This is a genomic window from Phocaeicola dorei (genome assembly GCF_013009555.1).
Taxonomy (GTDB): Bacteria; Bacteroidota; Bacteroidia; order Bacteroidales; family Bacteroidaceae; genus Phocaeicola; species Phocaeicola dorei.
Genome location: NZ_CP046176.1, coordinates 2,181,764 through 2,206,302, shown reverse-complemented (window position 1 = coordinate 2,206,302; position 24,539 = coordinate 2,181,764). Strand labels below are relative to the sequence as shown.

Below are 24,539 nucleotides of genomic sequence, written 5' to 3'. Positions count from 1 at the left end.
GTTCCGGCAGACGCTCAGAGTTTTATGGTCTTTACCTTACCCGGAATCACCGTCAGATGCACCGTACCGTTGCATTCTATATCCACCTTCTGGTATCTGGCCTCCACCACCACTTTTCCGTCCAGAGCCATTATTCCCCATTGGCAGGCGTTTTCCTCGTAAGCGCAATAATAGCCCACAGGAGGCAGAATCTTCCTGTATTTGGGAGGCACAATGATACGTTCCCCCAGTTTCAAGCCCCATTTCATCCCCATCCGGAAAGGCAATGCATCCCTGATCTCTTCCAACCTTTTCAGCCTTTTCTGTTCCTCTTCCTGCAATTGTTTCCGTTGAGCTATCCCGGCACGCCGCCCGGCTTCTTCCTTCAGACGTTCCATCACCGTATGGAAATCTTCCTCGCCCGGCTGGGGAGCGTTACAGGCTATATACCGCTTTTCCTTCCCTTTTTCCACATGATAATAATTCCCGTTCCCGTCCATCACCACAATGCTCCGGTCCGCCAGACGGCCACAGCACCAATACACTTCCTCCTCATCCCCTGCCAGCACACAAGCGAAAACATCAAACAAGGTAGTCCAGACAGGATCCACCAGTTGGCAGTCCTTCGGAACACGGTAATCCGGTATCTTCAGATAAAAATCATAAAAGTAGATGCCGTTCTGATCCACCCCGCGCATGGTGACATACGGTTTTCCGGTACGGCTGAAAAAGAACTCTCCCACCTTCAGCAGCTCCACACCGCCGTATGGCAATTCCATACAGCCGAATGACAACACCACGGGTTTCTCCCGATAGGTTCTGTTTACCTTCAGGTCGATGTAAGATTCATTGCCCGCACAGTCTGTCACGACAAGCAAATCCTCCTTCATGAACTTCATTTTCCGGCAGAGGTCCAGCTGTATTCCGGACTGTCCGGTCTCATTCACCACACCTGCCCGGTTATTCCCGAATCTCACTGCCGCCCAGTCTCCACAAATATCAAACACTTCCGGATACCGGGGCCTTACCGTCATCCTCTCCCCGCGCCTCAATCCCCAAAGCCCGCTTTGTCTGTCATAATAACTTTTCAAAACGGGCTGTCCTTCTTTCTCTGTTGCGGAATCCCTCCGGTTTGTAAGGAAGTCCATCAGCCGGTCGTGCGTTATCACCACCTCCAGTTCATCCTCCCGCTGCCTTTCATCTTCCGGCAGCGGGCCGGATACGGACAGCCTGCCCGTTTCCGTCCGTGCCCGGGACAGCGCGTTGCCAATCATCCGTCCCTCGAACATCGCCGCCCAGTCATGGTTCCGGGCAGGCAAACCGAAGATGCGGTACAGACCCACATTGTCTATCAGCATACAGGACGCCTTGTTTGCCGATCTCCTCAACCCACGTCCTACCTGTTGCAGGTATTTCGCCAGGGAAAGCGTGGGACGTGCCAGCTGCACGAATTCCACATCGGGACAGTCGAAACCTTCGGAGAAGATATCCACATTGACCAGCACTTTAACCTTTCCCCGTCTGAAATCATCCACCAGTTCCTTGCGTTCCGAAGCCGGAGTCCTGCTGTCGATAGCAACAGACTCCAGCCCGTGTGCGCTATAACAAGCCGCTATCCGGCGGGCATGGGCGATGCTGACAGCATATACAATTCCTTTCTTTCCGTGGGCATATCGTTCCACGCTCTCATACAGCCGGCCGATACTTGTCTCCCGGTTCAGTACCTCGTTCATCTCCTTTACCTGGTAGTCCCCGTCCGCACCCCGTTTCTTCAGCGAATCTATCAACCGCTGTTCCCTGCTGTTCGCACGGATGGACACATAGTCAAAGGATGACAACCAACCCTTTCCGATGAATTCCGCGACAGTCCACGAAGTGATCAGGCTGTCGAACAAGTCCGTGAATCCCTTGCCGTTCAGCCGGCAGGGAGTGGCAGTCATGCCCAGTTTCCTTGCCTCCGGATATTTCTCCCAAAGTATCCGGTAGGTTTCCGCCAGAGCGTGATGCGCCTCGTCGATAACGATCAAGTCCGGTTCTTCGTACATATCCTTCCGGTTTCGTGACAACCACTGGATGGACATCACCCTCACCCTTCCGTCCTCTTTGCTCATCCCGTGCCGGGACACGGTTTCCTCTATCTGATCCACCAGCTCCCGGCGGTGCGCCACGATCCATACCCGGCTGCCGGAACCACGCAGGAATTCCCTTACTATGGCGGCCAGCAGATGCGTCTTGCCCGTACCGGTGGGCATCTGTACCATCACATTCCGATGAAACTCCCACTCCTCAAAGAGGCGGAGCTTCATCTCCTGCTGGTAATCACGAAGACAATCGTTCATGCAATACATTATGCGGATGCCGGTCGCTACCGGCAACAAAAAAGGGAAGGCCACATGCATCATTGCATGCAGCCTATAGTAAATATTCTATTCTTTACAGATTAATTCTTATCGGTGATTTATATAATCCCCCAAGGTGTGTTTCTCCACATCAAAATTGATCCCTACCTTCACCACTTGCAATCCACTGAGGAAAAAGCGTTCGGGATACGCACTTCCACATCGACATACATCCCGAACAGGGAAAAGATGATGTAGAACAGTTGCTGTAATGTCCCTCATAATTCGTGTTATCACAATACGGAACAGTAGAAAGGAATTCCCGAAGAAGACGCAAGGCACCGTCCATATCTCCCCCGGCTATCGCAAGATACATACGGGCAATAGTCATATTGCCTTTCAGCGTGTTATGGACCAAATGTCCCGCTATATCCCCCTATCGGAACTTCAACACATCCTCATTATCTCCCTCACTTTTCCTTTCCACTCCCCCAGTTCACGTTCCGCCTCCCGTGACAGCGGCGGATTGACATACCTGTAAAACTCGATACGCCTCTCATAGTGTTCTTCTATAACCGCCTTCACCTCGAAAAAAAGAAGAAGCGTCATGTTATTTTTTTTCTTCCAGGCTGGTAAAAAAGCCATTAGCCACATGGAGCTTACGCTCCAACTCCCGTCTGTGCAGATTCAACTGGCCCAGACGTTTCACTACCTCGGCAGCCAATTGCCGGGCCTGATCAACAGGATTCAAATGTTCCATCGGATTAAATCGTATTTTTTATATGAATAATCATTTATATGTCCCCGTTCAGGACAAAAACACACGTATCTCAGTTATTATATCGAACTTTGTAACATTGAAAATCAATAACCTGATTCATAAATATCAGGGCTTGCAAATTTAATAAATAAAAACGAATGAACCAATTTAAAATGTCACTGTTTCTGCCACCTATATCACCGGTAAAGGACAGTACCACCGGACGAATCATCCAGCCGCCCACCTTAACGCCCTACAAGGAAATAACCTTACAGGAAGTGTACAAACTTATCACATCCAGCGAACGCCTGAAGACACTGACCGAGACCGTGCGCCGGGCAACGGAAAACGGGGATGAAAAAGTCTATCGTATGCTCAAGCAACAGACGCTACCCTACGTTACTCCCTGCGGCGTTTTTTCCTACCGTAAAAGCGACAGCCTGACCGGACCGTCGGGCTTGATTGTGGTGGACATAGACCACCTTGATTCCCGTCGGGAAGCGGAAAAGCTGAAAAGACAATTGTTCGACGACCTCCTCCTGCGCCCTGTACTGGCATTCACCAGCCCCAGCGGACACGGAGTAAAAGCGTTCATCCCCTACGACCTGGCACGCATACCCGACACCAAACAAAATACCTCCGAAAACATCCACTGGGCGATGAACTACGTACAAGCAATCTATGATTTCCACAGCAGCCACCCGGACAGGGAAGATAAAAAAACAAACCATTCCGGCAAAGGCGTGGACCGTTCCGGCAAGGACTTGGTACGGGCCTGTTTCCTCTCGTATGACGAGGAAGCATTGATACGCCGGGAAATTTAAAACGAATAGAAAAACATACTCAAAAGAATGCCGGACAAAATTTAAACAGGCACTCAAAAAATAACAAATATCATGAACATGAACAATCCTTTAGAAAACTTGCGGCAGCTGACCGAAGCTGTCCGCATGGCAGGCGCAGACATTGCCCCTACCTATATTGAATATGTACAACTGGCTTTCGCCATCGCAAACGATTGCGGAGAAGCGGGACGCAATGATTTCCTCTCCCTCTGCTCCCTTTCCTCCAAATACGACGAAAAAAATGCACAAGCACTGTTCTCGAACGCGCTTCATGCCGATAAAGAAGATATACATCTGGGAACCGTATTCCATCTGGCCGGACAATGCGGAGTGAAGATTTCCGGCAGCGCCGACTTCCACAAGGCAGGGACAATGGGGACAGCAGGGACAACCCCGGATTTTCCACACACGTGCGCGCGATATAATAAGGTGGAAAATGACGTTTCCGATGATACCGACGAGGAGGAACAGCTCACCGAAGGCTCCGAGCCTTATTCCCCCCTGCCTACCTTTCCACAGGACTATGTGTGGCCGGAGCTGCTGGAGAAAATCATCTCCTTCGGTAAAAAGCCCGAACAGCGTGATGTGTTGCTCCTGGGAGCGTTTACCGTACTGGGTGCCTCCCTCTCCCACGTAGTGCGGTGCCAGTACGGCCGGAAGTGGCAGGCCCCCTGTATGCAGACTTTCATCGTGGCCCCGTCCGCCGCAGGAAAAAGTGCATTGACGTGGGTGCGGCTCCTCATCGAACCTATACACGACAAGATACGAAACGAGGTGAAAGAGGCGATGAAAACTTACCGCCGGGAAAAGGCGGCCTACGATTCTCTGGGCAAGGAACGGAGAAATCAGGAAGCTCCCGTATTGCCTCCCAACCGAATGTTCCTCATACCGGGAAACAACACCGGAACAGGCATCCTGCAAAATATCATGGATTCCAACGGAACGGGCCTCATCTGCGAAAGTGAGGCGGACACCGTATCCACCGCCATAGGGACCGAATACGGAAACTGGAGCGACACGCTGCGCAAGGCGTTCGACCACGACCGCCTGTCCTACAACCGGCGTACCGACCGCGAATATCAGGAGGTGAGCAGAAGCTACCTCTCCGTGTTGCTCTCGGGTACGCCCGCACAAGTAAAGCCCCTGATCCCCATGGCGGAGAACGGTCTGTTCTCCCGCCAGAACTTTTATTATATGCCACGCATCACCCAATGGGCGGACCAGTTTGGCGAGGATGAGGTGGATGTGGACGAGGAATTCCGCCTGATGGGCAACGAATGGAAAAACACGCTGGACGAGCTGACGCTTCGGGGATTGTTTACCCTGAAGCTGACCCATGCCCAGCATAAACAGTTCAACTTCCTGTTCGACAAACTGTTCCATCGTTCCGGCAAGATCAACGGAGACGAGATGGGCAGTTCCGTCATCCGTCTTGCCGTCAATGCGTGCCGCATGATGTCGATAGTCGCCATCCTGCGAAGCCTGGAAGATTCTTCTCTGGTGAAACCTGACGCGCATATTTCTTCCGATAATCTGAAGGACCGTATCATCCCACGCTGGAACATGGTGATTACAGACGATGATTTTCATGCCGTGCTTGCCTTGGTGGAGCCGCTTTATCTGCACGCCACCCATGTTCTTTCGTTTCTGTCCTCCTCCGTTATCAAGCGCCGGAGCACGGCGGACAAGAATATGCTCTTTGCCGAAATGGAGGACGAGTTTACCCGCCGGCTGCTGCTGGAAAAAGCGCACGACAGGAGGATACCTGAATCCACCGCGCTTACCTGGCTCAAACGGCTCACCAAACAGGGGGCGCTGGTAAGTGTGGACGGCAAGGGGACGTATCACAAGAACTGACCCGGCTTTCTATATGTACACGTATGTGTGTGTGAGGAAAAAAGGGGGTGTCCCCACTGTCCCTGTGTCCCTGTCGCTGCTCCGTGCGGCTGTTGTTCCCGGATAGCAAAAATCGTTTATGGCAGTTTATTTGGATTGTTCAGAAAACTCCGGATAAACTTTATTATCATCTATCAAACTCACGTTAAATAAGAAACCATTCATGAATAAGACCGAAACAGCCCTTCTCTATTTTCCGGACAGTACGCCGAAAGTAGCCGTGCGTCATCTGATGCGCTGGATCGCCCAGTGCGCACCGTTACTCCACGCCCTGGAAACCACGGGATACCATCCCTGCCAGAAATCCTTCACCTGCCGCCAGTTGCAACTCGTCTACCTCCACCTGGGAGAACCGTGATTCCCCCTGAAATCTGCCACAGACTGTCCGAGAACTCTTCCTCTCTCTCTGAGACGTGGATTACGCGGAAAGAATAAAGAGGGAACCGTGAAATCCGCGCCTGAAGTCACCACATGACGCAAGCGCTGACCGAGTTCCCGGACAGTCTCCCCAAAGGGTCAAAAGGGGTCGGAAGGGGTCACGCCGCACGGACGTGAGGTTATCTTTGCAGTGTCAGAAGGAAGAAGCCGCAACCCGGCACAAGATTACAAAAATCCTGGTACAAGATTCCGCGGATCTTGCCCCAAGTTTCACCGGATGCCGCAGCAGTGTGCGCCTTGCTCCTACCTGACACTTTTCCGATAATAATAACCCTTTAAAAACAAAAACGATGATCAACTACAGTATCTCACTCCGTGCCAATCCCAGTGACCAGGATGCTCCCAAGAAGGCTTATGCCAACGCCCAGTACTCAGAAATCATGACACTGGACAAGTTTGCCGAGCATATCTCGACCCACGGCTCCAAATACAACCGTGCCGACATCCAGGCGGTCCTGATCCAAGCGGTGGACTGTATGCGGGAGCAGCTTCTGGCAGGACAACGCATCCAGATGGGCGATCTGGGCACTTTCTCCATTCATATCAACAGCATGGGAGCCGAATCACTGGAAACATACAATCCCGCCATCCATGTGGAAGACCTGAACGTGCGCTGGAAAGCCGGAACCCGTTTCCTCAGCTTGCTGAAAGACAGCGTATTCAACCTGGTCCCTACCCGAAAGGCCGCCAAGCTGGTGGTTAAAGCCCTGAAAGCGGGGAAAAACACTGTGGACTTGACGGGAGAGGCTTCCGGACCAGATGACAAGACGGAAGAAAACGCCTGAACTTTCCGGACTTCTGAAGTCTGATAGTATTTTGTCTTTTTGAGATGAACCTGTTGTTCTGAACAAAGTGAAGAATCTGAATGCAATCATTTTTATGCCCACAGATTCCTCGTCTTTGTCCGGAATGACAGAAAAAAACAAATCCTTTAAAACAAATATTCCTATGAACAATTCAAAGAAAATCACCTGGAAGCAAATTCTGCACGCCATTATCCAAGCTGCCATAGCAGCGCTCACCGCCTTGGGCGTAACCAGTTGCACCACTCTCTTTTAAAAAGCCCCTGACCCATCGCATGACACTTTTTAATTCTTAATTCCCTATTTCAATTCAACCATGATTCAAGAAACTTTCCCTATGATAATCGGTGAGGAAGAGATTCCGAACGAACGTGCTCTCCTCACTCAGGAGGACGGCCCGATGATGGCATCCTCCGCTTCCGTGAAATATATCGTCATTCATTGCAGCGCCACACGCTCCACCCGGGATTACACCGCCGAGCAACTGCTCCGTGACCACAAAACGCGAGGTTTCCGCACGGTGGGGTATCATTTTTATATCCGTCGTGACGGAAGTGTGACCCAGCACCGCAAGCTTCTGGAAGTGGGTGCACACTGCCGCCCCTGGAACCGTTGCAGCATAGGTATCTGTTATGAGGGCGGTCTGGATGCGGACGGACGTCCGACAGATACCCGGACACCGGAACAGACGGAACAATTTATTTTGTTGCTGATGCGGATGGTGAAAATCTTTCCCGGTGTCCGGATAAGGGGACACAGGGATATGCCGGGAAGTATCCCGAAGGCTTGTCCGTGTTTCGATGCGGAGGGGGTGTTCGGGTACTTGGAGAGATAATAAAGAAAATGGCAATCACCATGCAGTTTCTTCTTTGGGGGAAGCTGCATGGAGAATGCCCTTACGTATGATTTGTTTTTCTTTGTAGAAAGGTTTTACAATAATAAATTTACTCAATCTACAGACTACCATACTAATCGTATACGATAGCCCTATAGAGAACCGACATTGACATCATTCTAATTTACCCTACCCACCATTCATCTTTCTACAAAACAGAAGCAAATCACCTAGCAGTACAATCGTGCACACCGTTACAGCTTATCAATTTCTTCCGCCGAAAGTCCGGCAACCCGGACAATATCCGCTATGGAAAAACCGTTCTCTTTCAGTTTACGGGCGATCTCCAAACGTCCCTTCAAACGTCCTTCCGCCTCTCCTTCCGCTTTTCCTATTGCTTTTCCTATTGCTTTTCCTTCCGCGACAGCCTGTTCACGGATATCATTTTCCACAATACGGCTCACGTTATAACGGTCCACCGCCTTATCATAAGCGATACGGTCACTCTCAGACAGGTGAGCCTTGGCGGCAAGGCGGTCAAGATGGCTGAAAACCTGTTCTTTCAGCGCATCGGGCATTCTGTTCCAGTTGTTCATATTCTTCAGTGCATACATTAGTTTATCGGATAAAGTAGAACATTCGTCCAGTTCCTTCGTAAAATAAGGAAACTGGAGATAAATCTGACGGAAATTCCGGTTCACCACACGACCGCTGTCCCGGTCGGAAACCACCGTGTCGGTACGGAACTTGCTTTCCAGACCATCCTCCTTGAAATTCATCAGGAAAACGCCGTACACAGCAGGAAGCCTGTAACGGAGACCGTAAGAAGCCTCTTCTTCCCTGAGCAGGCCGCAATCCCCCTCCAACGGAGTGTCGGGAACACATACCTCTTTAGAGGACGGATTCTCCATCTGGCGGCTCACCGCACGGCACACATAATAAAGCGTACGGTCCAGGAAATGGCTATGCCAACGATTCTGCATCTCCACTATGATGTACTCGCTCGTAGAGGTACGGCAGTAAAGGTCATAGATGATACCCTTGTCGTGAATATTCTCCGAACGGTCCTCCTTGTCCAGAAACGTCAGGTCTTCAATGTGATGCTCACCCGACAGCAGTTCGTTAAGCAGGATTATCAGCAGGGCCTTGCTGGCAGGCTGGCCGAAGATTATCTTGAAGCCGAGATCCGTGAAAGGGTTTACAAAGCGGGATGACATAATAAAGATGATTTTATGGTTTCTGACCGCAAAGAAACGAATTCTATCTGGAAATTCCTATGAATGAGCGCTTTTTATTATTTTAAATGAATTTTGAAGACTAAGCCACCGGAAAAGTACTTGCAACGGTTCAGTTTTACTACGGCGTTGATGTAGTCTTTCCAGAAGCTGTACTCCATACCAAGATTTACCTGATACTTCGCCCCGTCAGGGTCAAAAGTCAAATCCTCCTTCACATCCGTATAACCGGGAACCACTTCTGCCATTAAATTAACACCATTAAGGGCTTTATGCACCCAAGAATCACTGTCCTTCAAATGAAACCGGAAATTCACACCCATAGCCGGATTATTCAACTTGTTATCAAAACGGTTGCTGTATATCCATGACAGGTGTGCACCTAATATACCCACATTCTCAAAATAAAAATGTTTGGTTATGGCCAGATAATAGCGGTTAAGAAAACCATTACCATAATTTAATTCTGAAGGTTTGGACAGCGATCCTCCATTCCATGAATCACCTATCACATCATTCGCCCCGAGAACTATCTGGGGGGTCCATTCTTTCCACCAGCCTTCTTTCCACACTCTAAGCCGAAAATGAAAGGAACGGTCCTGATTAATAAATTTACCATACGTAGAAGGAACCCAATAGCCCGAACGATTACCATAATCCACAGGAACAGCTTTATGACCGATACACAGATAACCTGCCTCCAACCATGGGAAAATAGTTATGTTTATGTAGTAATTCCATGTATCATACCACCAACGGGGAACGGTAGCGTGATGATTCAGCCAGTTACCACCTGCCATAAAGGTTTTATCACGCTGCATGTCGGCAGTGGGCATGTTCATCAAACCCGTTGTACCGTAGTTTATCTGAGAGTTTGCTGATAAAGAAATAAACAATCCTGCTATAACACACCCTTTTTTATAATCCCAAATCATTATAAACTTTTTCTATGGTCCACTTAACCTTTTCCATTGTAAAATTCTTAACTACACGATCGTGAGCATTCTCTGCATAGTATACCCGTAAAGAATTATTCACCAATAGTGTATCTACTGCTTTTGCATATTCCAATGAATTTGAATTTTCCACTTCAAGCCCCGTTATCCGATCAAGACTGACCCAATTCACTCCGGATCCTTCAATTGTAAATGTCACTGGCACACATCTACAATACATTGCTTCTGCCAAAGCTAAACCAAAAGCTTCATTTTTCGTAATGGAAGGGAAAGCAAAAACATCTGCCGCATGTAAATAATATTTCAATTGCAAATCACTAATACGTCCCAAAAAAATTACTCGTTCTGAAATGCATGATTGCTTTAACTGTTCCGTCAAAGGACCGTTTCCCGCAATCAAAATCCGACAGTCTTCCTTAATATGCTTTTCTGCATCCAACAAATACCGTAAACCCTTATATTCTACATGCCGACCTATAAAAAAGACAAGTTTCTTACCACCATATTTCCACTTTATTTCCTCCACCTTGCTTTCCTCTTCTTTTTTCAAATCCAAGCGAGTTATATCAATAGTATTAGGAATTACGACAACCTTACTCCGATAGTTTTTCAATATTTTAGACGCATCTCGATAATTGGGACTTGTAACAGAAACTATATTCGCACGCTTCAAAAGTGCAGTTTCAACAGGCTTCACTAACGGGTATATATATATCTGCTTTGTTATATCCAAATGCCAATGTAACAACAACTTTGTGCTTGCAGGCAAGACTAATAACAAATAAAAAGCTATAAGAGGATTTGGATGATGAAATAAAACCAAATCAGGTTTCCATATCTCTATCATATTCTTTAATCTCTTATAATAAGAAAAAGACAAAGACTGACTAGCTATTTTTCCAAAACATCCTATCCTTAAGACTTGTATCCCATTCACTTCAGAGCCAATAGTATCCACACCATCGTTAAAACAGATTATTCTGCTTTCATACTCGGGAAAAGCTTCTGCAATGTATTGGCATACCCCTTCTGTACCGCCAACAAAAGGATAATAATATTTTGAAACATGAAGAATCTTTTTCATATCTCACTTTTTAAAAATTTGAATCATATAACTTAGTAATATTTTCCAAATGAGTTTCCATAGAATAATTTTCTCTTAGCGAATATTCAAATGCTTGTTGAGACATACGAGCCAAGTCCTCCATTTTCATTTTTTCCATACAAACTATTTTATCTTTTAAAGATTCCAAACTTCCTATTTGAAATATAAACCCTGTTTCACCATCTATTATCTGCTCAGCAGCGGCATTTTTATCAGGTACAATACAAGGAATACCACACGATTGCATCTCCGCAACAGAAAGGCCAAAAGTTTCATACCATTTAGAAGGAAAAATAAATGCTTTTGCCATTTTTATATAATTTTCTTTTTCCACACCTGTTACCCAACCGATAAACTTTATCATTGGATATTTCTTTTTATAGGTATCTAATAAATAACCATCCCCCAGCACATATCCCTCCAAGCCTAATTGAGAAACAGCCTCACAAAACAAATCAATTCCTTTCTCTAAAGACAGACGAGCTACAAATAAATATGCATTATTATTTTCCACATGGATTCGTTCAAACAAAGGTAGCAAAGCAACTGGATTGTTCACCCTGAATAATAAAGCTTTCTTGTTTGGATAATATTTCTTGAAAATAGAAGTAGACAGATCAGAAATAGATAAAAAAAGAGTACCATCAATTTGATAAAGCATCTTGTTTTGTATCACTTGCCTTATGCATCTCCATATTTTTTGTATATACCCCCGTGCATCACAATTACAAAATATGCAAGATAACCCCAGAGGATTTTTCGTGCAAATTTTATTGTGCGGATAATCATAAAATCCTCCATTAGGACAGTACAAAAAAAAATCATGTAAAGTAACAACTGTTTTAAATCCTTGTTTCTTTGTAACAGAAAAAAGAGAAGAAGAAAGCCCCTTACTCCATGCATGAAAATGAATAATTGTTTCTGTCCTATTTAATGTTCTCAGCAATTTCTCAAAAACGACTTTTGCTTTCACATTCCATACACCTTGAATTATAGCTCTCATTCTATTAGGATCATGTAAAATGTCATACTGATTGAGACATACAACTTCTATTCCTTGTTTTGCAAGATTTTCGTCAACCGGTCCCACTGCTGTAAACAAAATTACTCTATACCCTTTTGCTAGTAAACCTATAGCTGAAGAAATAGCTACCTGTCCCGCACCACCATTTACAAAAGAAAAATCATTTACAACAACTATTGTTTTAAATTTCATTGATTTGTAATAGAAAGTTTTTGATTATGAAGATTTTTCCAAGGAGATAAGAAATAATAAACGAAATGGAAAAAAGCAGTCCCATAAAGTGTATAATTCCCTCCTTTTATTAAATATGAAATAAAAAACACTAATAAACAGAGACTTATTATATTGTTTTTATTATAAAACTTCACCAAAAAAAGAACATAAATACATAGTCCTATTATTCCAAATTCAGAATATAACCGAGCAAACATCGAATAAGCATCATCTTTATTCAAACCATATAAGTAATAATCCGATTTATACAGATGTTCATAATTTTGCGCATGAGTTCCTAAACCAGTTCCTACCATACGGAATGGAGCATTAAACGCAACCCAATAATTTGTTAAAGATGCATAAGAGCTAGCATTTAGACGTTCAAAATATTCAGGATCTGCATCTTTACTTATCGATAGTGTTTGCTTCATTTTAAGTTCTATTGTTGCGACTTTAGGATCTTTAAAGAAACGTTTTTCAGAAAACACATTCAAATTAGAAATAATCCAAAACCCTCCAAATGCAACAATTACAACAAGTAAATACTTAAAACATTTAAAAAGCTGATTAATTTTTAGAAGTAGAATAATTGTAATAGTCACAAAAGAACTTGTAGTAAATGTAAGAATAAAAGCAGTCAAAATAACTAGCGATTTTTTTTTATTCTTTAGATAATAGCCTTTAGATAAAACAACATACGCAGTTGCTGGAATAGATATAGCGGCAAAATTACCTGGCTCCATTAAAATGGCATGTAACCTCCCTGAATTTTGAGTGACAAAACCATCTATAGTATATGGAAAAAGATCTTTTCCGGTCATAGACATTATTACAAACTGTACTATTCCTAATAAAGATAACCAATAAACTAAATCTCTATATTTATTAAACCATTCATTTACTCCTTTATGACAATAATGATAAATTTGATAATAGCAGAAAAACATCGTTGTCAATAATATAATTTGTTGAATAAATTTAAACATATCATATCCTGTTAATAAGATCATCAACGATGAATGAGAAAATACAAGTCCCCCTATCAATATCCATCTACGACTGACATAAATTTTTTGTATTTGATAAATTATAAAAATTGTTTGTATCATCAGAATTGCAGGTTCAGTGTATCTACCTGCAACAATACTAATCAATGATAACCAGATGAATAAGCCTAATAATTTATCTCTAGTAAAGAATGTCATCTGTCGTTTTTTTACAACTAAACAATGCAGTAAAATCATCAATATAATTATAATAATGAAGAATATAAAAAATTCATGGATTCTTTGCGCAATATATTTATTTCTGATTGAATTATATCATAATCTAGAGTGTCTTTTAACAAGTAATCTAAATTCTCTTTACTAGTTACTAGACGCCTTTCTATTTTTAACGTATCCAATAATGATTCAATCCTACCATTTGTCGATTTTTTGATACTTTGAGGATCAAAACGATAAAAAGGGAATAAGGATTTATGAAAAATAATTGAAAAAGCGCTACAATGGAATGAATCTGTACAAATATATTGAGCATGATATATCAAATTTAAAAATTGCAAAGGACCAAGATTTGGAACTATATAATCTCCAAAGTTAAAATCATAGCTATTAATACCATCACTATGAGGTATATTGACAATCTTACAATTTGTTTTCTTTTTTAGATTTTCTGCAAATATTCTTTCAATTCTTCTATTTCCTAAATAGTAACAGAATATATAATTGCCTGAAATTAAAGGTTGTTCACCGACTAAATCTAGCCACTCGTTCTTTTCCAATAGAAAAGTAGGATCCAAAACCTGTTTTGCTGTCTTATTTGTCAAATTTGAAACGATATCTATACCTTGTTTTTCTCGAACACTAATAAAATCAAAACGTTTCAAAAAAGAAGAAGTTTTAATTGCAGCTTCTCCTGAAATCGATGAAACTCCAAAACTTGATGCGTATGATATTTTCGGAATATACTCAGGAACAATATTTAGTGTATAATAGTCTTTACCTAAACTTATAGGATTCCATACTTGATCGCTACCAACTAAAGCGAAATCACACTCAGAAACATATTCCAATAATCTTTCACGTGTACTGATTCTTTCACTCAAGGAAAGATAATCATGTACAAAACGACTAAAGGTCTTCTTTCTTGATACATCAAACAAATAGAAATCCCGATCTACATATTTATAAAGCTCTCGAAATATAGAATTAATCTTAGCCTCTAGCAAGTTCTTATTAAAAATTCGAAGAACTTGAGAAATTATTTCTTTTTTATTATAATTTATAATTGGAGCATAATATCCTTTATTAAATAACACACGTTGCAAAGCATACGATTGTAGCATACTTCCATAATTAAAAACATCAAAGACAGAAAACAAAGCTATTTTTTTCTGCTTTTTGTTAATATCTAAACATTCCATCTCATTTTCTTTACAGCTAATCCCACACATCCTCTAAATAATAAATAATAATTATATAACATAGCCACTGTCTTATGAGTTTTTCTAATCCTAAATGTTTCCCATTGACATAAATAAGAAAAACTCAAACCTCCCCCCTGCATTTGAATGACTGGAGTTGGATAGAATACAACATCCAAAAATTCACCATTACGAACCAACAACTCATAATCTGCACAAATTCTATAAGATATATCAAATAAACCATTTTTCGTAAAAAGGTTTCTATTATGTAATATAGACCCATGAGACAAACACATATTCTTTTTCAATTTTTTCCAAGAATATCTTTCTCCACGTATCATCAAAAGCTTTCCTGTTATATCGACATAACGACTTTGCGCTGAAACAATACTTACATCATGAGATAATGACAAAGCATAATTCACATATTCTATCAATGAGTTATCTAAATAAAAGTCATCTGCACCAAGAAATTGAATATATTTCCCTGTCACCAACTTCAAAGCTTTATTCCAAGCATCATAAACACCGTTATCCTTTTCCGAAATGAGCACATCAATTAAAGAACTATAATCACGAATTATATCCAAGGTATGATCTGTAGATGCTCCATCCACTATCACCAATTCTATTTCATTAGTTTTCTGATAAACAATGCTATCCAAACAACGTTTAATCGTTTTTTCTGCATTATACGTTGCTATCACAATTGAAATTATCTTTTGCATTCTACTATATCATTCATTATTTCACTAAAACGACTTCTAAAACATTCCAGCGTAAAATGCTGTTGTGCATATATATAACTGTCCTTACTTAATTTGCTTACCTTCTCTAGATCATACTGCTGTACTTCCTGAATTTTACTTATAACATTTTCCAATTTACAATTTTCAAATTCCAAAATAGAAGAATGTGAATTATATCCTGTTTCTTTACTAACAATAGGTATCAATCCATATAACATACAAGTAGCTATTCCAGACATCATTCCTTCTGAACAAGAAGCAGACAAAACAAACATATTTTTTCTAACCACTTCTTCAATAAAAGTATCACTCAGAACATTTACCGGAGAATGAACTCTTATATTTTGTGTTAAAAGGGGTTTAATAATTTTTATTTCTGACAAAGGAATACCATATATATTCAGTGTACACTCCGGCAATTGCCTAAAAGCATCAACCAACACATCCAATCCTTTGTGAATAATCCCTTGACTTCCAAACCATACAAAAGAATTTCTATATTTTTTTTATGTGCAAAGCATCATATTGAAATGTCTTATTAAAAAGACCATTTACATTTATTTGATATACGCTCCTAAAATAGGAACGCATTGAATGAATATTGTATTCACTATTTATAACAATGGCATCATCTGATATTTCAAATTGTTCTTTATCAAAATATCCTTTTCTGACAATTGCGGAAGTTGTAGATAAATGAGGATGCCTTTGTCTAAAATATTCTACTCGTTCTTTATATTTTCGTTCAACCACTTCCGGATTATTCTCGGTTATAAATAATATAGATTGCCTACATTGTCCTCTTTTAACGAGCTCAGTATACACCTTTCCAAATCCTAGTATATAATCATATTGTTTACCTGATAATTGAACTATAGCGTGCTTATCATTACAATCACAGATATCAATAGAGAAATTCATATCAATCAACACCTTTATCATTTGGTTGATATGTAAAAACAAGGGATGATATATATCACCTTTTCCATAATCTATATGTAATGGAGATACATAACATAATAAAATCCGTTTTTGGGATCCAAGCAAATCATGATTAAGATATAAGATAGTATTTCCAAGTATAGTACTGCAAGTTTTCTGTATATTCTTATTTTGACGTATACACTCCTTTTTCCCTATTGATTTTACAATTTCACTAAATCTCATTTTATTACAACATTATCTATTTTTAATCCTTGCAATATCACACTACTAATATTCCAATCATTTTTTTTCTTCTTCAAATTCACTATCTTATGAACTAGCCTAAAAATGTTTTTTTTGACAAAGTTTTGTTTATATAGCATTTTATTTTCTCCTATAAAGGAAACAAGAGGTTCGTACTTTATTTTTAAGCAATGATGAAAACAATATATAGGAAGCAGATATTCTGCAAAATGTCCCAAAATACGCCTCGCTCTAGAGTAACTAGAAAAACGAATATACTTCTCACATTCAAAAAGAATAGAAAACTGCCATTCAGCAAATTCATCAAATATTTTTTTTGAACATACAAACATATTGAAAGCTATATCCATATTATTATATAGGTATGCTAATACAGATTTTTTATATTCTGGATATAATTTCTCTATCACTTGACATAATATAGCAACATCTTCCTCTATTGCAGCCCGATACAACTTCTGTTCTATAGAATATGGATAATAGATGGGTTCAGGTAATATTATATCATATTTTTGTAATAGGGGAATCACATTGTCTTCTGTGTACTTAGTTTTAAAATATCTCCGATAATGACACAAACCAATATATTCCACATCTTTCAAGTTTTTCCATGCCCAATATTGAGCAGTAAGTTCACAATATATCGGATTCTTCTCACTGATATTATCACCCGTATCATCTCCCTGAAAGCCTAAATCGCAATGTGAAAGAACTTTCCCGACTTGAATCGGTATATAAACATTATCGCTATAAACTTTATCCGGTTTGTGGGTCACCACTAAAATTTTTGTTTTACATTCTTCCATCATACCCCCAGCTATTTTTCCCTCTCCACTGATTTAATATTTTCTTTATTTTATCCTTTAATGTCCAATCAACCCAACTTCCTGCACAACAATGAATAGCAACAGAATCTTGGGTGGCCAAATTAGGATGACCCGCAAAAACCGCTGACGGAAGAATCAACATTCCATTATTTATCTTTTGCAAGATATCTTTATATAGAAACCCATACTTAACAGCTATCCTAGCCAATCTATAAGGTGCTATTATTTTGTTATTTAAAGTACCATTCGGCAAAATAAAAGAAGCATTCTCATAATAGGTCATACAATCCTTCAAATATGGATGTCCTGCTACTCCTCCTAAAATAGCAGCTTGAATTCCTAATGATGGAACAAATTCTAAATTACTATTCAACAGAAATCCATATTCATCAACATATTGCTTCTTTATCGTATCAAAAGTTGAAGTATCACATTCAATGGAAGAAAAAAAATCATAATCCAAATATTCATCCAAGTTTCCACGAAGTAAAACGTCACTATCAAGATATATTCCACCCTCAGTATAAAGAGCATACAATCTTATATAATCAGCGGCAAAAGCCCACTTCTTTAAAGAACAAGCCTCCTTCACAAATCTTACCGTATTCACATCGAAATTATCCATATTCCAACATTTTATCTCATAATCCGGTAAAAAAACTCTCCACGATTCTATGCATTTTCCTATCTTTGATGGAAATGCATCATTGCTAAGCCAACAAAAATGTAATTTTTTAGGTATCATTTATTCCTTCTTATATATTTTCGTATATTCAACTTCAAATTAAACAAGCACTTTTATTGTAAGTATATGCTATCTCCGGGCAACCAACTATATCCATATCCTTTACTTAATTTTCCTTAATATGACTTTTAAACGATGATGAAATTGCAATGCCAGATTAAACAAATACCAATAATTACTCAAAGCAAGATTATAGGTAATCAACTGATATAAACCTGCTTTATTTCTCCACTCTTTAAAAAAACGAGATTTATACCGATTCGCTTCCGGATACATTTGAAAGTATATTTTCCTATTATCTCTTTCCACATTCACAAGACACAAGTATTTTATTTTTAGCATAGTGTATGCCATTTCATAATCATAGCCTACAATGTCATTTTTTTTCATAAAACTAATTGAATAATCAATCATACGACAAAAGCCATCCAGACATTGTCGGTTCATCGGTTTATGGCAAATAGACTGACTATTATATTGTATATAATTATATAGTGGTTGAGGTATATATTCTATTTTGTCTGCCAAATAAAAGCATTGAAGCATAAATATATAATCCTCCCCATAATCGATCCCAGCTACATAATCTATTTCCTTTATCAAAGAATATCTTATTAATTTATTCCACCTAGCACAATGCTCGACTTTTAATACTTCCCCTAATAATTTTTTTTTAGATATTGATAAATCATCTTTTTCATAAACTCTTTTATTTTCATATATGCGCCAGAAGTCTACTCCTACAATATCAGCATCTGTTTCTACAGCTTTATTATACATTTTTTCTATCATGTCAGTCTCTAGATAGTCGTCACTGTCTATTTGTAAGATATATTCTCCTGTAGCATATTTCAAAGCCTCATTTCTAGTAAAAGCTATACCCTTATTTTTTTTATTATTGATTATTTTAATTAGTTGCTTTCTTGACTCCGATAAATTCTCCAATACTTTGTCTATCACTATCATACTCCTATCCAAAGTACAATCATTTACAATAATCACCTCTATCTCCTCCTGTAAGGTCTGATTCAATACAGAAAGAATACAACGTTCCACATATTTTTCCACATTATAAACAGGTATTAACACACTGATTTTAGGAGTCTTTAATTTTGCCAACATTTTTTTTGCATTTTATTAATTGAAAAATCCGTTTGCTAAAAGTCCTAAAATTCCTGTCGAACATTTGGAAAACACATAAACTAAATAACCCATAGAGAAGTAATATTTTTAAAGAAAGAACTACCCAATCCATAAAATTTCCGCATGACAAGTCCATGTATTCGAGAAGGAAACGGGAAATACCCCAAGAGATAATCACCAAACACATTATCCTGCCAATTAAAAACAAATAACTCCATACAGGTCTTTTAAAACCACAACTATATAAAAAATAAGGTTTCCAACAACAAATGACCAACAACAAACTTATTAATACTCCTGTTATGATGCCAGATAATCCATAATAATATCCCAATAAAACAGACAATCCCAAACTTAATGCCGCTTCAATAGCAGGTGCATAAATATCTTGGAATAGCCCATAAGCAGCAATAAAAGCATCATTTGTGCGCGTCATAGTGATAAAAGCATAAATAATCAATAAAGTAAAAGAAGTAGAATCTAGCAAATATTCCTTTCCTATCCAAAGAGACATAAAGGAATGAGATAAATAGAACAAACAAAAACAAATTACAGAAGCAATCCAATAACGACTTACTGTGTATTCCTTATAAAAAGATAATATTTTCTTTTTATTTCCTTCTGCCACTAAATTTCCTATCCCAGCATTCATCCCATTGACCATAGAAGTAACTATCATGGATGTACTCACAACCAATAGCATATAATTCCCATAAATAGCAACAACTGTCAACGATAGAAAAGCATAAATAATCAATGGACTAGTTTGCCCCAACACATAAGACGCAAATTTATGAAAGAACAGTTGTTTTGTTTTTTTCATTATCACAGAGTGTTTTCGAGATAACATTTTCCCTTTTGATAAATCCGGATGAAGCCAAGGAAAACTCCGATGTATCGTTTTCTTTAAAAACAGGCAAGTGACAACAGACATCAACAATTCAATTACCAACCAATAAATATAGCCTTGATGAAAATAACCAATACCAACAATCTGCATCAATAGTTTCAATGCTCGAAAGCCTTGTACATTATAATTTATCTTATATTCCTGCTGGTCAGCACTTAATACTATCTGCTGATAATTAATAATATAACCCAACATGGCAGCCAATAACAGAACACCAAATGAACCATATGCATACCATAACGGTAATTCCATCTTAGTGAATATCCATGGAAAGAAGCACATTAAAACAGCACCACCTGCTAATATTATATAAGCAATACGCCTATAAAGCCAACCTTGAACGGCAACTATCTCATTTATCGTTTCATAATCCTTTTGAAACAGAGGAGTATACAATGTGTATGAAATGGCAGCACTTATACCTAGTTCTGCCAAATTAAGAAATCCAAGCAAGTTCGTTGCTGTTGTATTCAATCCTAAGACTTCCGCGCCTAAACAATCAATAAGAATCTTACGCGAAAAGAATCCAAGAACTAAAACTAGAACACTAAAAAATAAAGAAACACGAGCATTTCTAATACTCTGTACTGTGCGATTCATTTCTGACATTAGTCGCTAGTGTCCAATTTTAACGTATAGTTCAAGGAAAGCCGCCATAAGGCGATTTCCTAATACAATAACATCAAAAAGGATATTGATTTTTAAGATTTATTGTTAGTTCAATCGATAGTCAAGGACAATAAATGTTCATAATCCTTACGTCCTTTAACAATCTCCCTGAAAAATCTCTTGAAATAATCCCACACCCTGCATCTTGTATATTGAGATGATGGTATGTATACCACCGAGACGCGGGCTATCCTGTCACTTCCCCCAAAATAACGAGTCCTTCCGCTCACCAACCAAGGGGTGGATAAAACGTTCGACAATGGAATTGTTGATTGAATAAGAACTATCATTCAAATAAGCAAATACATCATTTTTGAAATGACTGCTCACTTAGATTTTGATATTGTTATCTCTAAAGGCAATCCGGTAGCTTGTGATATCACTTCGGGAGAGCCCCCAAACGAAGAAAATTCTCAGCATCCTCCAATTTACCTTTCTCTATACCTTCGGCTATACTTTTCGCCAGACCTTTACGCTCAGCGGTTCTTACCACATTGACAAGATCACGGTACACTTTCAGACTCTCTTCGTAACTACGCTGTTCCACAGGATTGTAACGGGCTATCTCAGCCGTGGAAAACGCTTTCTCGAATATCCTGCTCTGAAGTTGGCAGGGCATTTGTCCAATACCTTCATGTGGCAAAGAAGTCATGAATTTCTGTTTCTATTTTTAACTCCGATCACAAAGGAATAAATTAATTTCCTTAATTCCCATTGTTTGAAAGAAAAATTAGCTACCGATAAACCATTATTCCACCTTCTCAAACGGAAAAGCCTGAAGATAACTAATAGCCACCGTCATATTACCAAAAGCAAACACCAGCTTGGTATTCCGATGCAGACGCATGATACACCCCTCCTTCCCTTGAAAGACACCACCTGTAATACGTATCTTCTGCTTTTTCTGAATATACTCCTCAAGAGGCTTATCCATCAGTTCAATGTTATAAGGCATGGATTCATACAGATAAATAAATTCTTCCATCTGTCTATGGGGAATAACAGCCACGCTATAGGAATTGCGGTCTTTTGCAAGATACTGCCGGGGGAACAGATGGGTAAGGATGAAATTCAATTCATCCAACGGGGCACATACAAACAGATAACCATCACCCGTGATTTCCTTTTCATCCGTCAAAGCGTTCAACTTCTGTACAGAGCCTGTCGCGAACGCCTCCTTTACAGCAAAGGCAGACTCCCGACGGGCCGCATATTCTTCCTTGCTATAAGGACACCGCTCAAAACGTCTTTTATGGTCAGCAGAGGTATATGAAAACACTTTGAAGCAGAAATATCTTTCTTCCTTTATGCCAGACCGGGTATTAATCATCACAGCCCTCCTGCCGGTAAAGATTTCGATATAGCGTTTCAACTCTCTGTTGCGCAGGAACATATAATACCACTTGTGATCAGGATATTCTTTCTCTTCCCCCGTCTGTGACGTGGTTATCAGATCTGACCCCTGGTCTGGGCAGGAAGCGATTGAACTGCATGGCAGTAACCTAGGCGCTTTACCCGTTATGTTTTGATTCTGCGGAAAGGAGTATTCAGTACCCAAATCCGCATCATTACAGATTTGCATCAAAACATAAATTATTTATCATTTGTACTTCTAAAATGAAGGCTTGTTGAAGCTTCATTTTTGGGGTTCTCTTAGTAAGAGAACCCCATTTGGCTGCAAAAGTAGCTATAATTCCCAAGAAATGGAAATCTTTTGTTGTTTTAAAATGCTTTTAACAAGAAATGTATGAGAATTGTTCGTAAAAGGTTATGAATTACGATGTGTATGTTTCACATTATCAATAAATTAAATAAAAATGGGGTTCTCTTACTAAGAGAACCCCATTTTTTATAAAACGAACCATGCTATCAAACAGCTGATATTCAGATTTATTACACTTGTTCATGATAAAAAATAAATTATCCCAAATTAGATATCACACGAAGTCACACAGTATTTCCTAATTGCACAATCCTTTAGATCAGCATTCTGCATATTTCTATATCTCCCCATACAAAATCATTCAATATTTTGTATCTATCACCAACAAGGCATATTTTGATTACTTTGCCGAATATTGAATATTCCCCCAGCTCTTATGTTAGGATTTTAAAAATATTTCTCCAAAAATAATCTGATTTTATCCAAACCAATAAAATATTCAGGCTGTAGATGACAGCCTGAATGAAACTTCCCCTACAACCCTCTTAAAATAATCTGATTGGCTCTGTCTATCTGTGAAGTGGAGATGGATGCCAGATAAATATGAGTGGTCTTTTCATTATCGTGCCCCAACCCCTCGCGGATGATGTCTGTAGACACCTTCCTGTCCTGCGCTATGCTGGCCCAGCTATGGCGCGCCACATAGAAAGTCAACGGCGCCTTTAATTCCAGCCGCAAGCCTATTTTATTCAAGCCACGTCCTATCTGCTTGGCCCTCAATTTATATTGCTTGCGGTCATTTATATCACAATACCGCAAGATAGGCAGCAGGTACTCGGAACTGTCATCCTTGTATTTATCCACAATCTCCTGCATCAGTTCCTCCCACAGAATAGTCAGCCGCTGCCCGGTCTTTTTCCGGCTATACGTCAGAATTCCATTCTGGAGATTACTTTTCTTCAAATGCGCCATATCAATAAACGACATACCCCGAGTATAGAAACTGAAAAGAAAAATATCTCTTGCCTGTTCCAGTTGGGGTTCGATGGATAAATCAAGCTCCTTTATCATTTTGATGATTTTAAAGGGAACAGCCCGTTTTACAGTCTTGTCTATGCCGGTATAGACATGTTTGAAAGGTTTCTTGTCGGTGGTATAGCCTTGCTCTACAGCCAGGTTATACACACTTCGCCAGATTCTCATATAATAGGAAGTACTGTTCTTTACCAAGCCTTTCTCTTTCAGATAGGCTTCATACATCTCCATCAGTTCCGAATCAAAAGCTTCAAAACTCAGATCCTCATTCTTTCTGAATTGGATAAAGCTGTTCATTGTCGAGGTATAGCCTTCTGCCGTCCGTCCCCTTTTCTGCCGCTCCAGTTTATTGATACATCGTTGCATGAAGTTGAACACACTCTCTACAGAAGGGATTTTCCGGAAAGAAGCCACGATATCATCAATGGTGTATTCCACACCGGTCCGCTCCAGATCATTGATAATACCTTGTAACCGCGTCATCTCCCAATTCGTCTGGTCACGTATCAGCAGAAGACGCGCTTTACATTCAGACTGTGTTGAAATAAGCAGACTGCCGGTGGAGTCGTTCCACTCGGAAGGCATGATCCGATAAGAAGTCTTGATGAGCCGTGTCAGTCTGTAATGAATAATTTGATAACTTAATACGCCCTTTTTTCCTTTTACGCTCGATGGGCGGAATTTCAATTTAATGGATGCCATATTTCTTTTCTATATTATGGTTTTGTTATTCAAAACGAATATAGCAATA

General features: G+C 40.1%; 24 protein-coding genes and 1 pseudogene. 6 read left to right on the top strand and 19 right to left on the bottom strand.

Annotation, left to right across the window (positions count from 1 at the left end):
* Window positions 1–14: 14 nt before the first annotated feature.
* The 3 genes and pseudogenes from GKD17_RS09065 to GKD17_RS09055 form a co-directional block, all read right to left on the bottom strand.
* Complete coding sequence (locus GKD17_RS09065) at window positions 15–2,378, bottom strand: DEAD/DEAH box helicase (RefSeq protein ID WP_257219843.1); 2,364 nt, start codon at window positions 2,376–2,378, stop codon at window positions 15–17.
* A gap of 48 nt (window positions 2,379–2,426) precedes the next feature.
* A pseudogene (locus GKD17_RS23205) lies at window positions 2,427–2,748 on the bottom strand (AAA family ATPase); the annotation flags it as partial.
* Between the two features lie 180 nt (window positions 2,749–2,928).
* Complete coding sequence (locus tag GKD17_RS09055) at window positions 2,929–3,078, bottom strand: hypothetical protein (RefSeq protein WP_005847786.1); 150 nt, start codon at window positions 3,076–3,078, stop codon at window positions 2,929–2,931.
* 158 nt (window positions 3,079–3,236) lie between these two features.
* On the opposite strand from GKD17_RS09055, the gene GKD17_RS09050 reads away from it, so the two are divergent.
* From GKD17_RS09050 to GKD17_RS09025, 6 genes are all read left to right on the top strand, one after another.
* Window positions 3,237–3,902 (top strand): BT4734/BF3469 family protein, encoded by a 666-nt coding sequence (locus tag GKD17_RS09050; protein WP_007838514.1) that lies wholly within the window; start codon window positions 3,237–3,239, stop codon window positions 3,900–3,902.
* Between the two features lie 72 nt (window positions 3,903–3,974).
* Complete coding sequence (locus GKD17_RS09045) at window positions 3,975–5,780, top strand: DUF3987 domain-containing protein (RefSeq protein ID WP_007838513.1); 1,806 nt, start codon at window positions 3,975–3,977, stop codon at window positions 5,778–5,780.
* A gap of 202 nt (window positions 5,781–5,982) precedes the next feature.
* Window positions 5,983–6,177, top strand: coding sequence for a DUF4248 domain-containing protein (locus GKD17_RS09040; protein WP_007838512.1), 195 nt, complete (start codon window positions 5,983–5,985; stop codon window positions 6,175–6,177).
* A gap of 370 nt (window positions 6,178–6,547) precedes the next feature.
* Window positions 6,548–7,042, top strand: a complete 495-nt coding sequence (locus GKD17_RS09035) for an HU family DNA-binding protein (RefSeq protein ID WP_005846750.1) — start codon at window positions 6,548–6,550, stop codon at window positions 7,040–7,042.
* Window positions 7,043–7,205: 163 nt separating this feature from the next.
* On the top strand, window positions 7,206–7,316 hold the full coding sequence (locus tag GKD17_RS09030; protein WP_007852218.1) for a smalltalk protein: 111 nt from the start codon (window positions 7,206–7,208) through the stop codon (window positions 7,314–7,316).
* A 60-nt stretch (window positions 7,317–7,376) separates the two neighbouring features.
* Window positions 7,377–7,895: an N-acetylmuramoyl-L-alanine amidase gene (locus GKD17_RS09025; RefSeq protein WP_007838508.1), complete on the top strand. Its 519-nt coding sequence runs from the start codon at window positions 7,377–7,379 to the stop codon at window positions 7,893–7,895.
* A 254-nt stretch (window positions 7,896–8,149) separates the two neighbouring features.
* Here GKD17_RS09025 and GKD17_RS09020 read toward each other — a convergent pair whose 3' ends face one another.
* The 16 genes from GKD17_RS09020 to GKD17_RS08945 all read right to left on the bottom strand — a co-directional run bounded on the left by GKD17_RS09020 (window position 8,150) and on the right by GKD17_RS08945 (window position 24,490).
* Window positions 8,150–9,112 (bottom strand): PD-(D/E)XK nuclease family transposase, encoded by a 963-nt coding sequence (locus GKD17_RS09020; protein WP_032936564.1) that lies wholly within the window; start codon window positions 9,110–9,112, stop codon window positions 8,150–8,152.
* A gap of 77 nt (window positions 9,113–9,189) precedes the next feature.
* A complete protein-coding gene (locus GKD17_RS09015; RefSeq protein ID WP_007838505.1) occupies window positions 9,190–10,065 on the bottom strand; it encodes a YjbH domain-containing protein in 876 nt (291 codons plus the stop codon).
* Window positions 10,049–11,170, bottom strand: a complete 1,122-nt coding sequence (locus GKD17_RS09010; protein ID WP_007838504.1) for a glycosyltransferase — start codon at window positions 11,168–11,170, stop codon at window positions 10,049–10,051. Before GKD17_RS09010 ends, GKD17_RS09015 begins: the two co-directional genes overlap by 17 nt.
* Window positions 11,171–11,180: 10 nt before the next feature.
* Window positions 11,181–12,407 (bottom strand): glycosyltransferase family 4 protein, encoded by a 1,227-nt coding sequence (locus GKD17_RS09005; RefSeq protein WP_007838502.1) that lies wholly within the window; start codon window positions 12,405–12,407, stop codon window positions 11,181–11,183.
* Window positions 12,404–13,636 carry a hypothetical protein gene (locus GKD17_RS09000; protein WP_050764905.1) on the bottom strand — a complete coding sequence of 411 codons (1,233 nt, stop codon included), beginning with the start codon at window positions 13,634–13,636 and terminating at the stop codon, window positions 12,404–12,406. Before GKD17_RS09000 ends, GKD17_RS09005 begins: the two co-directional genes overlap by 4 nt.
* Before the next feature lie 47 nt (window positions 13,637–13,683).
* The gene (locus GKD17_RS08995; protein WP_007838499.1) at window positions 13,684–14,856 is read right to left on the bottom strand and encodes a polysaccharide pyruvyl transferase family protein; all 1,173 of its coding nucleotides are present in this window, start codon (window positions 14,854–14,856) and stop codon (window positions 13,684–13,686) included.
* On the bottom strand, window positions 14,844–15,587 hold the full coding sequence (locus GKD17_RS08990; RefSeq protein ID WP_007838497.1) for a glycosyltransferase family 2 protein: 744 nt from the start codon (window positions 15,585–15,587) through the stop codon (window positions 14,844–14,846). The genes GKD17_RS08995 and GKD17_RS08990 overlap by 13 nt, the downstream gene beginning before the upstream one ends.
* Entirely contained in the window at window positions 15,575–16,051 is a 477-nt protein-coding gene (locus tag GKD17_RS08985) for a hypothetical protein (protein ID WP_007838495.1), read from the bottom strand. Before GKD17_RS08985 ends, GKD17_RS08990 begins: the two co-directional genes overlap by 13 nt.
* A gap of 52 nt (window positions 16,052–16,103) precedes the next feature.
* Window positions 16,104–16,775 carry a hypothetical protein gene (locus GKD17_RS08980; RefSeq protein ID WP_007838493.1) on the bottom strand — a complete coding sequence of 224 codons (672 nt, stop codon included), beginning with the start codon at window positions 16,773–16,775 and terminating at the stop codon, window positions 16,104–16,106.
* Window positions 16,772–17,605 (bottom strand): DUF4422 domain-containing protein, encoded by an 834-nt coding sequence (locus tag GKD17_RS08975; RefSeq protein WP_007838491.1) that lies wholly within the window; start codon window positions 17,603–17,605, stop codon window positions 16,772–16,774. Before GKD17_RS08975 ends, GKD17_RS08980 begins: the two co-directional genes overlap by 4 nt.
* A complete protein-coding gene (locus tag GKD17_RS08970) occupies window positions 17,589–18,368 on the bottom strand; it encodes a glycosyltransferase family 32 protein (RefSeq protein WP_007838489.1) in 780 nt (259 codons plus the stop codon). Before GKD17_RS08970 ends, GKD17_RS08975 begins: the two co-directional genes overlap by 17 nt.
* 102 nt (window positions 18,369–18,470) lie before the next feature.
* Window positions 18,471–19,490 carry a glycosyltransferase family 2 protein gene (locus GKD17_RS08965; protein ID WP_007838487.1) on the bottom strand — a complete coding sequence of 340 codons (1,020 nt, stop codon included), beginning with the start codon at window positions 19,488–19,490 and terminating at the stop codon, window positions 18,471–18,473.
* Window positions 19,465–21,021 (bottom strand): lipopolysaccharide biosynthesis protein, encoded by a 1,557-nt coding sequence (locus GKD17_RS08960; protein WP_257229929.1) that lies wholly within the window; start codon window positions 21,019–21,021, stop codon window positions 19,465–19,467. Before GKD17_RS08960 ends, GKD17_RS08965 begins: the two co-directional genes overlap by 26 nt.
* A 448-nt stretch (window positions 21,022–21,469) precedes the next feature.
* The gene (locus GKD17_RS08955) at window positions 21,470–21,742 is read right to left on the bottom strand and encodes a hypothetical protein (RefSeq protein WP_007838483.1); all 273 of its coding nucleotides are present in this window, start codon (window positions 21,740–21,742) and stop codon (window positions 21,470–21,472) included.
* A 96-nt stretch (window positions 21,743–21,838) separates the two neighbouring features.
* The gene (locus GKD17_RS08950) at window positions 21,839–22,672 is read right to left on the bottom strand and encodes a hypothetical protein (RefSeq protein WP_007838481.1); all 834 of its coding nucleotides are present in this window, start codon (window positions 22,670–22,672) and stop codon (window positions 21,839–21,841) included.
* Window positions 22,673–23,287: 615 nt separating this feature from the next.
* Window positions 23,288–24,490, bottom strand: coding sequence for a tyrosine-type recombinase/integrase (locus GKD17_RS08945; RefSeq protein WP_007838476.1), 1,203 nt, complete (start codon window positions 24,488–24,490; stop codon window positions 23,288–23,290).
* Window positions 24,491–24,539: the final 49 nt, after the last annotated feature.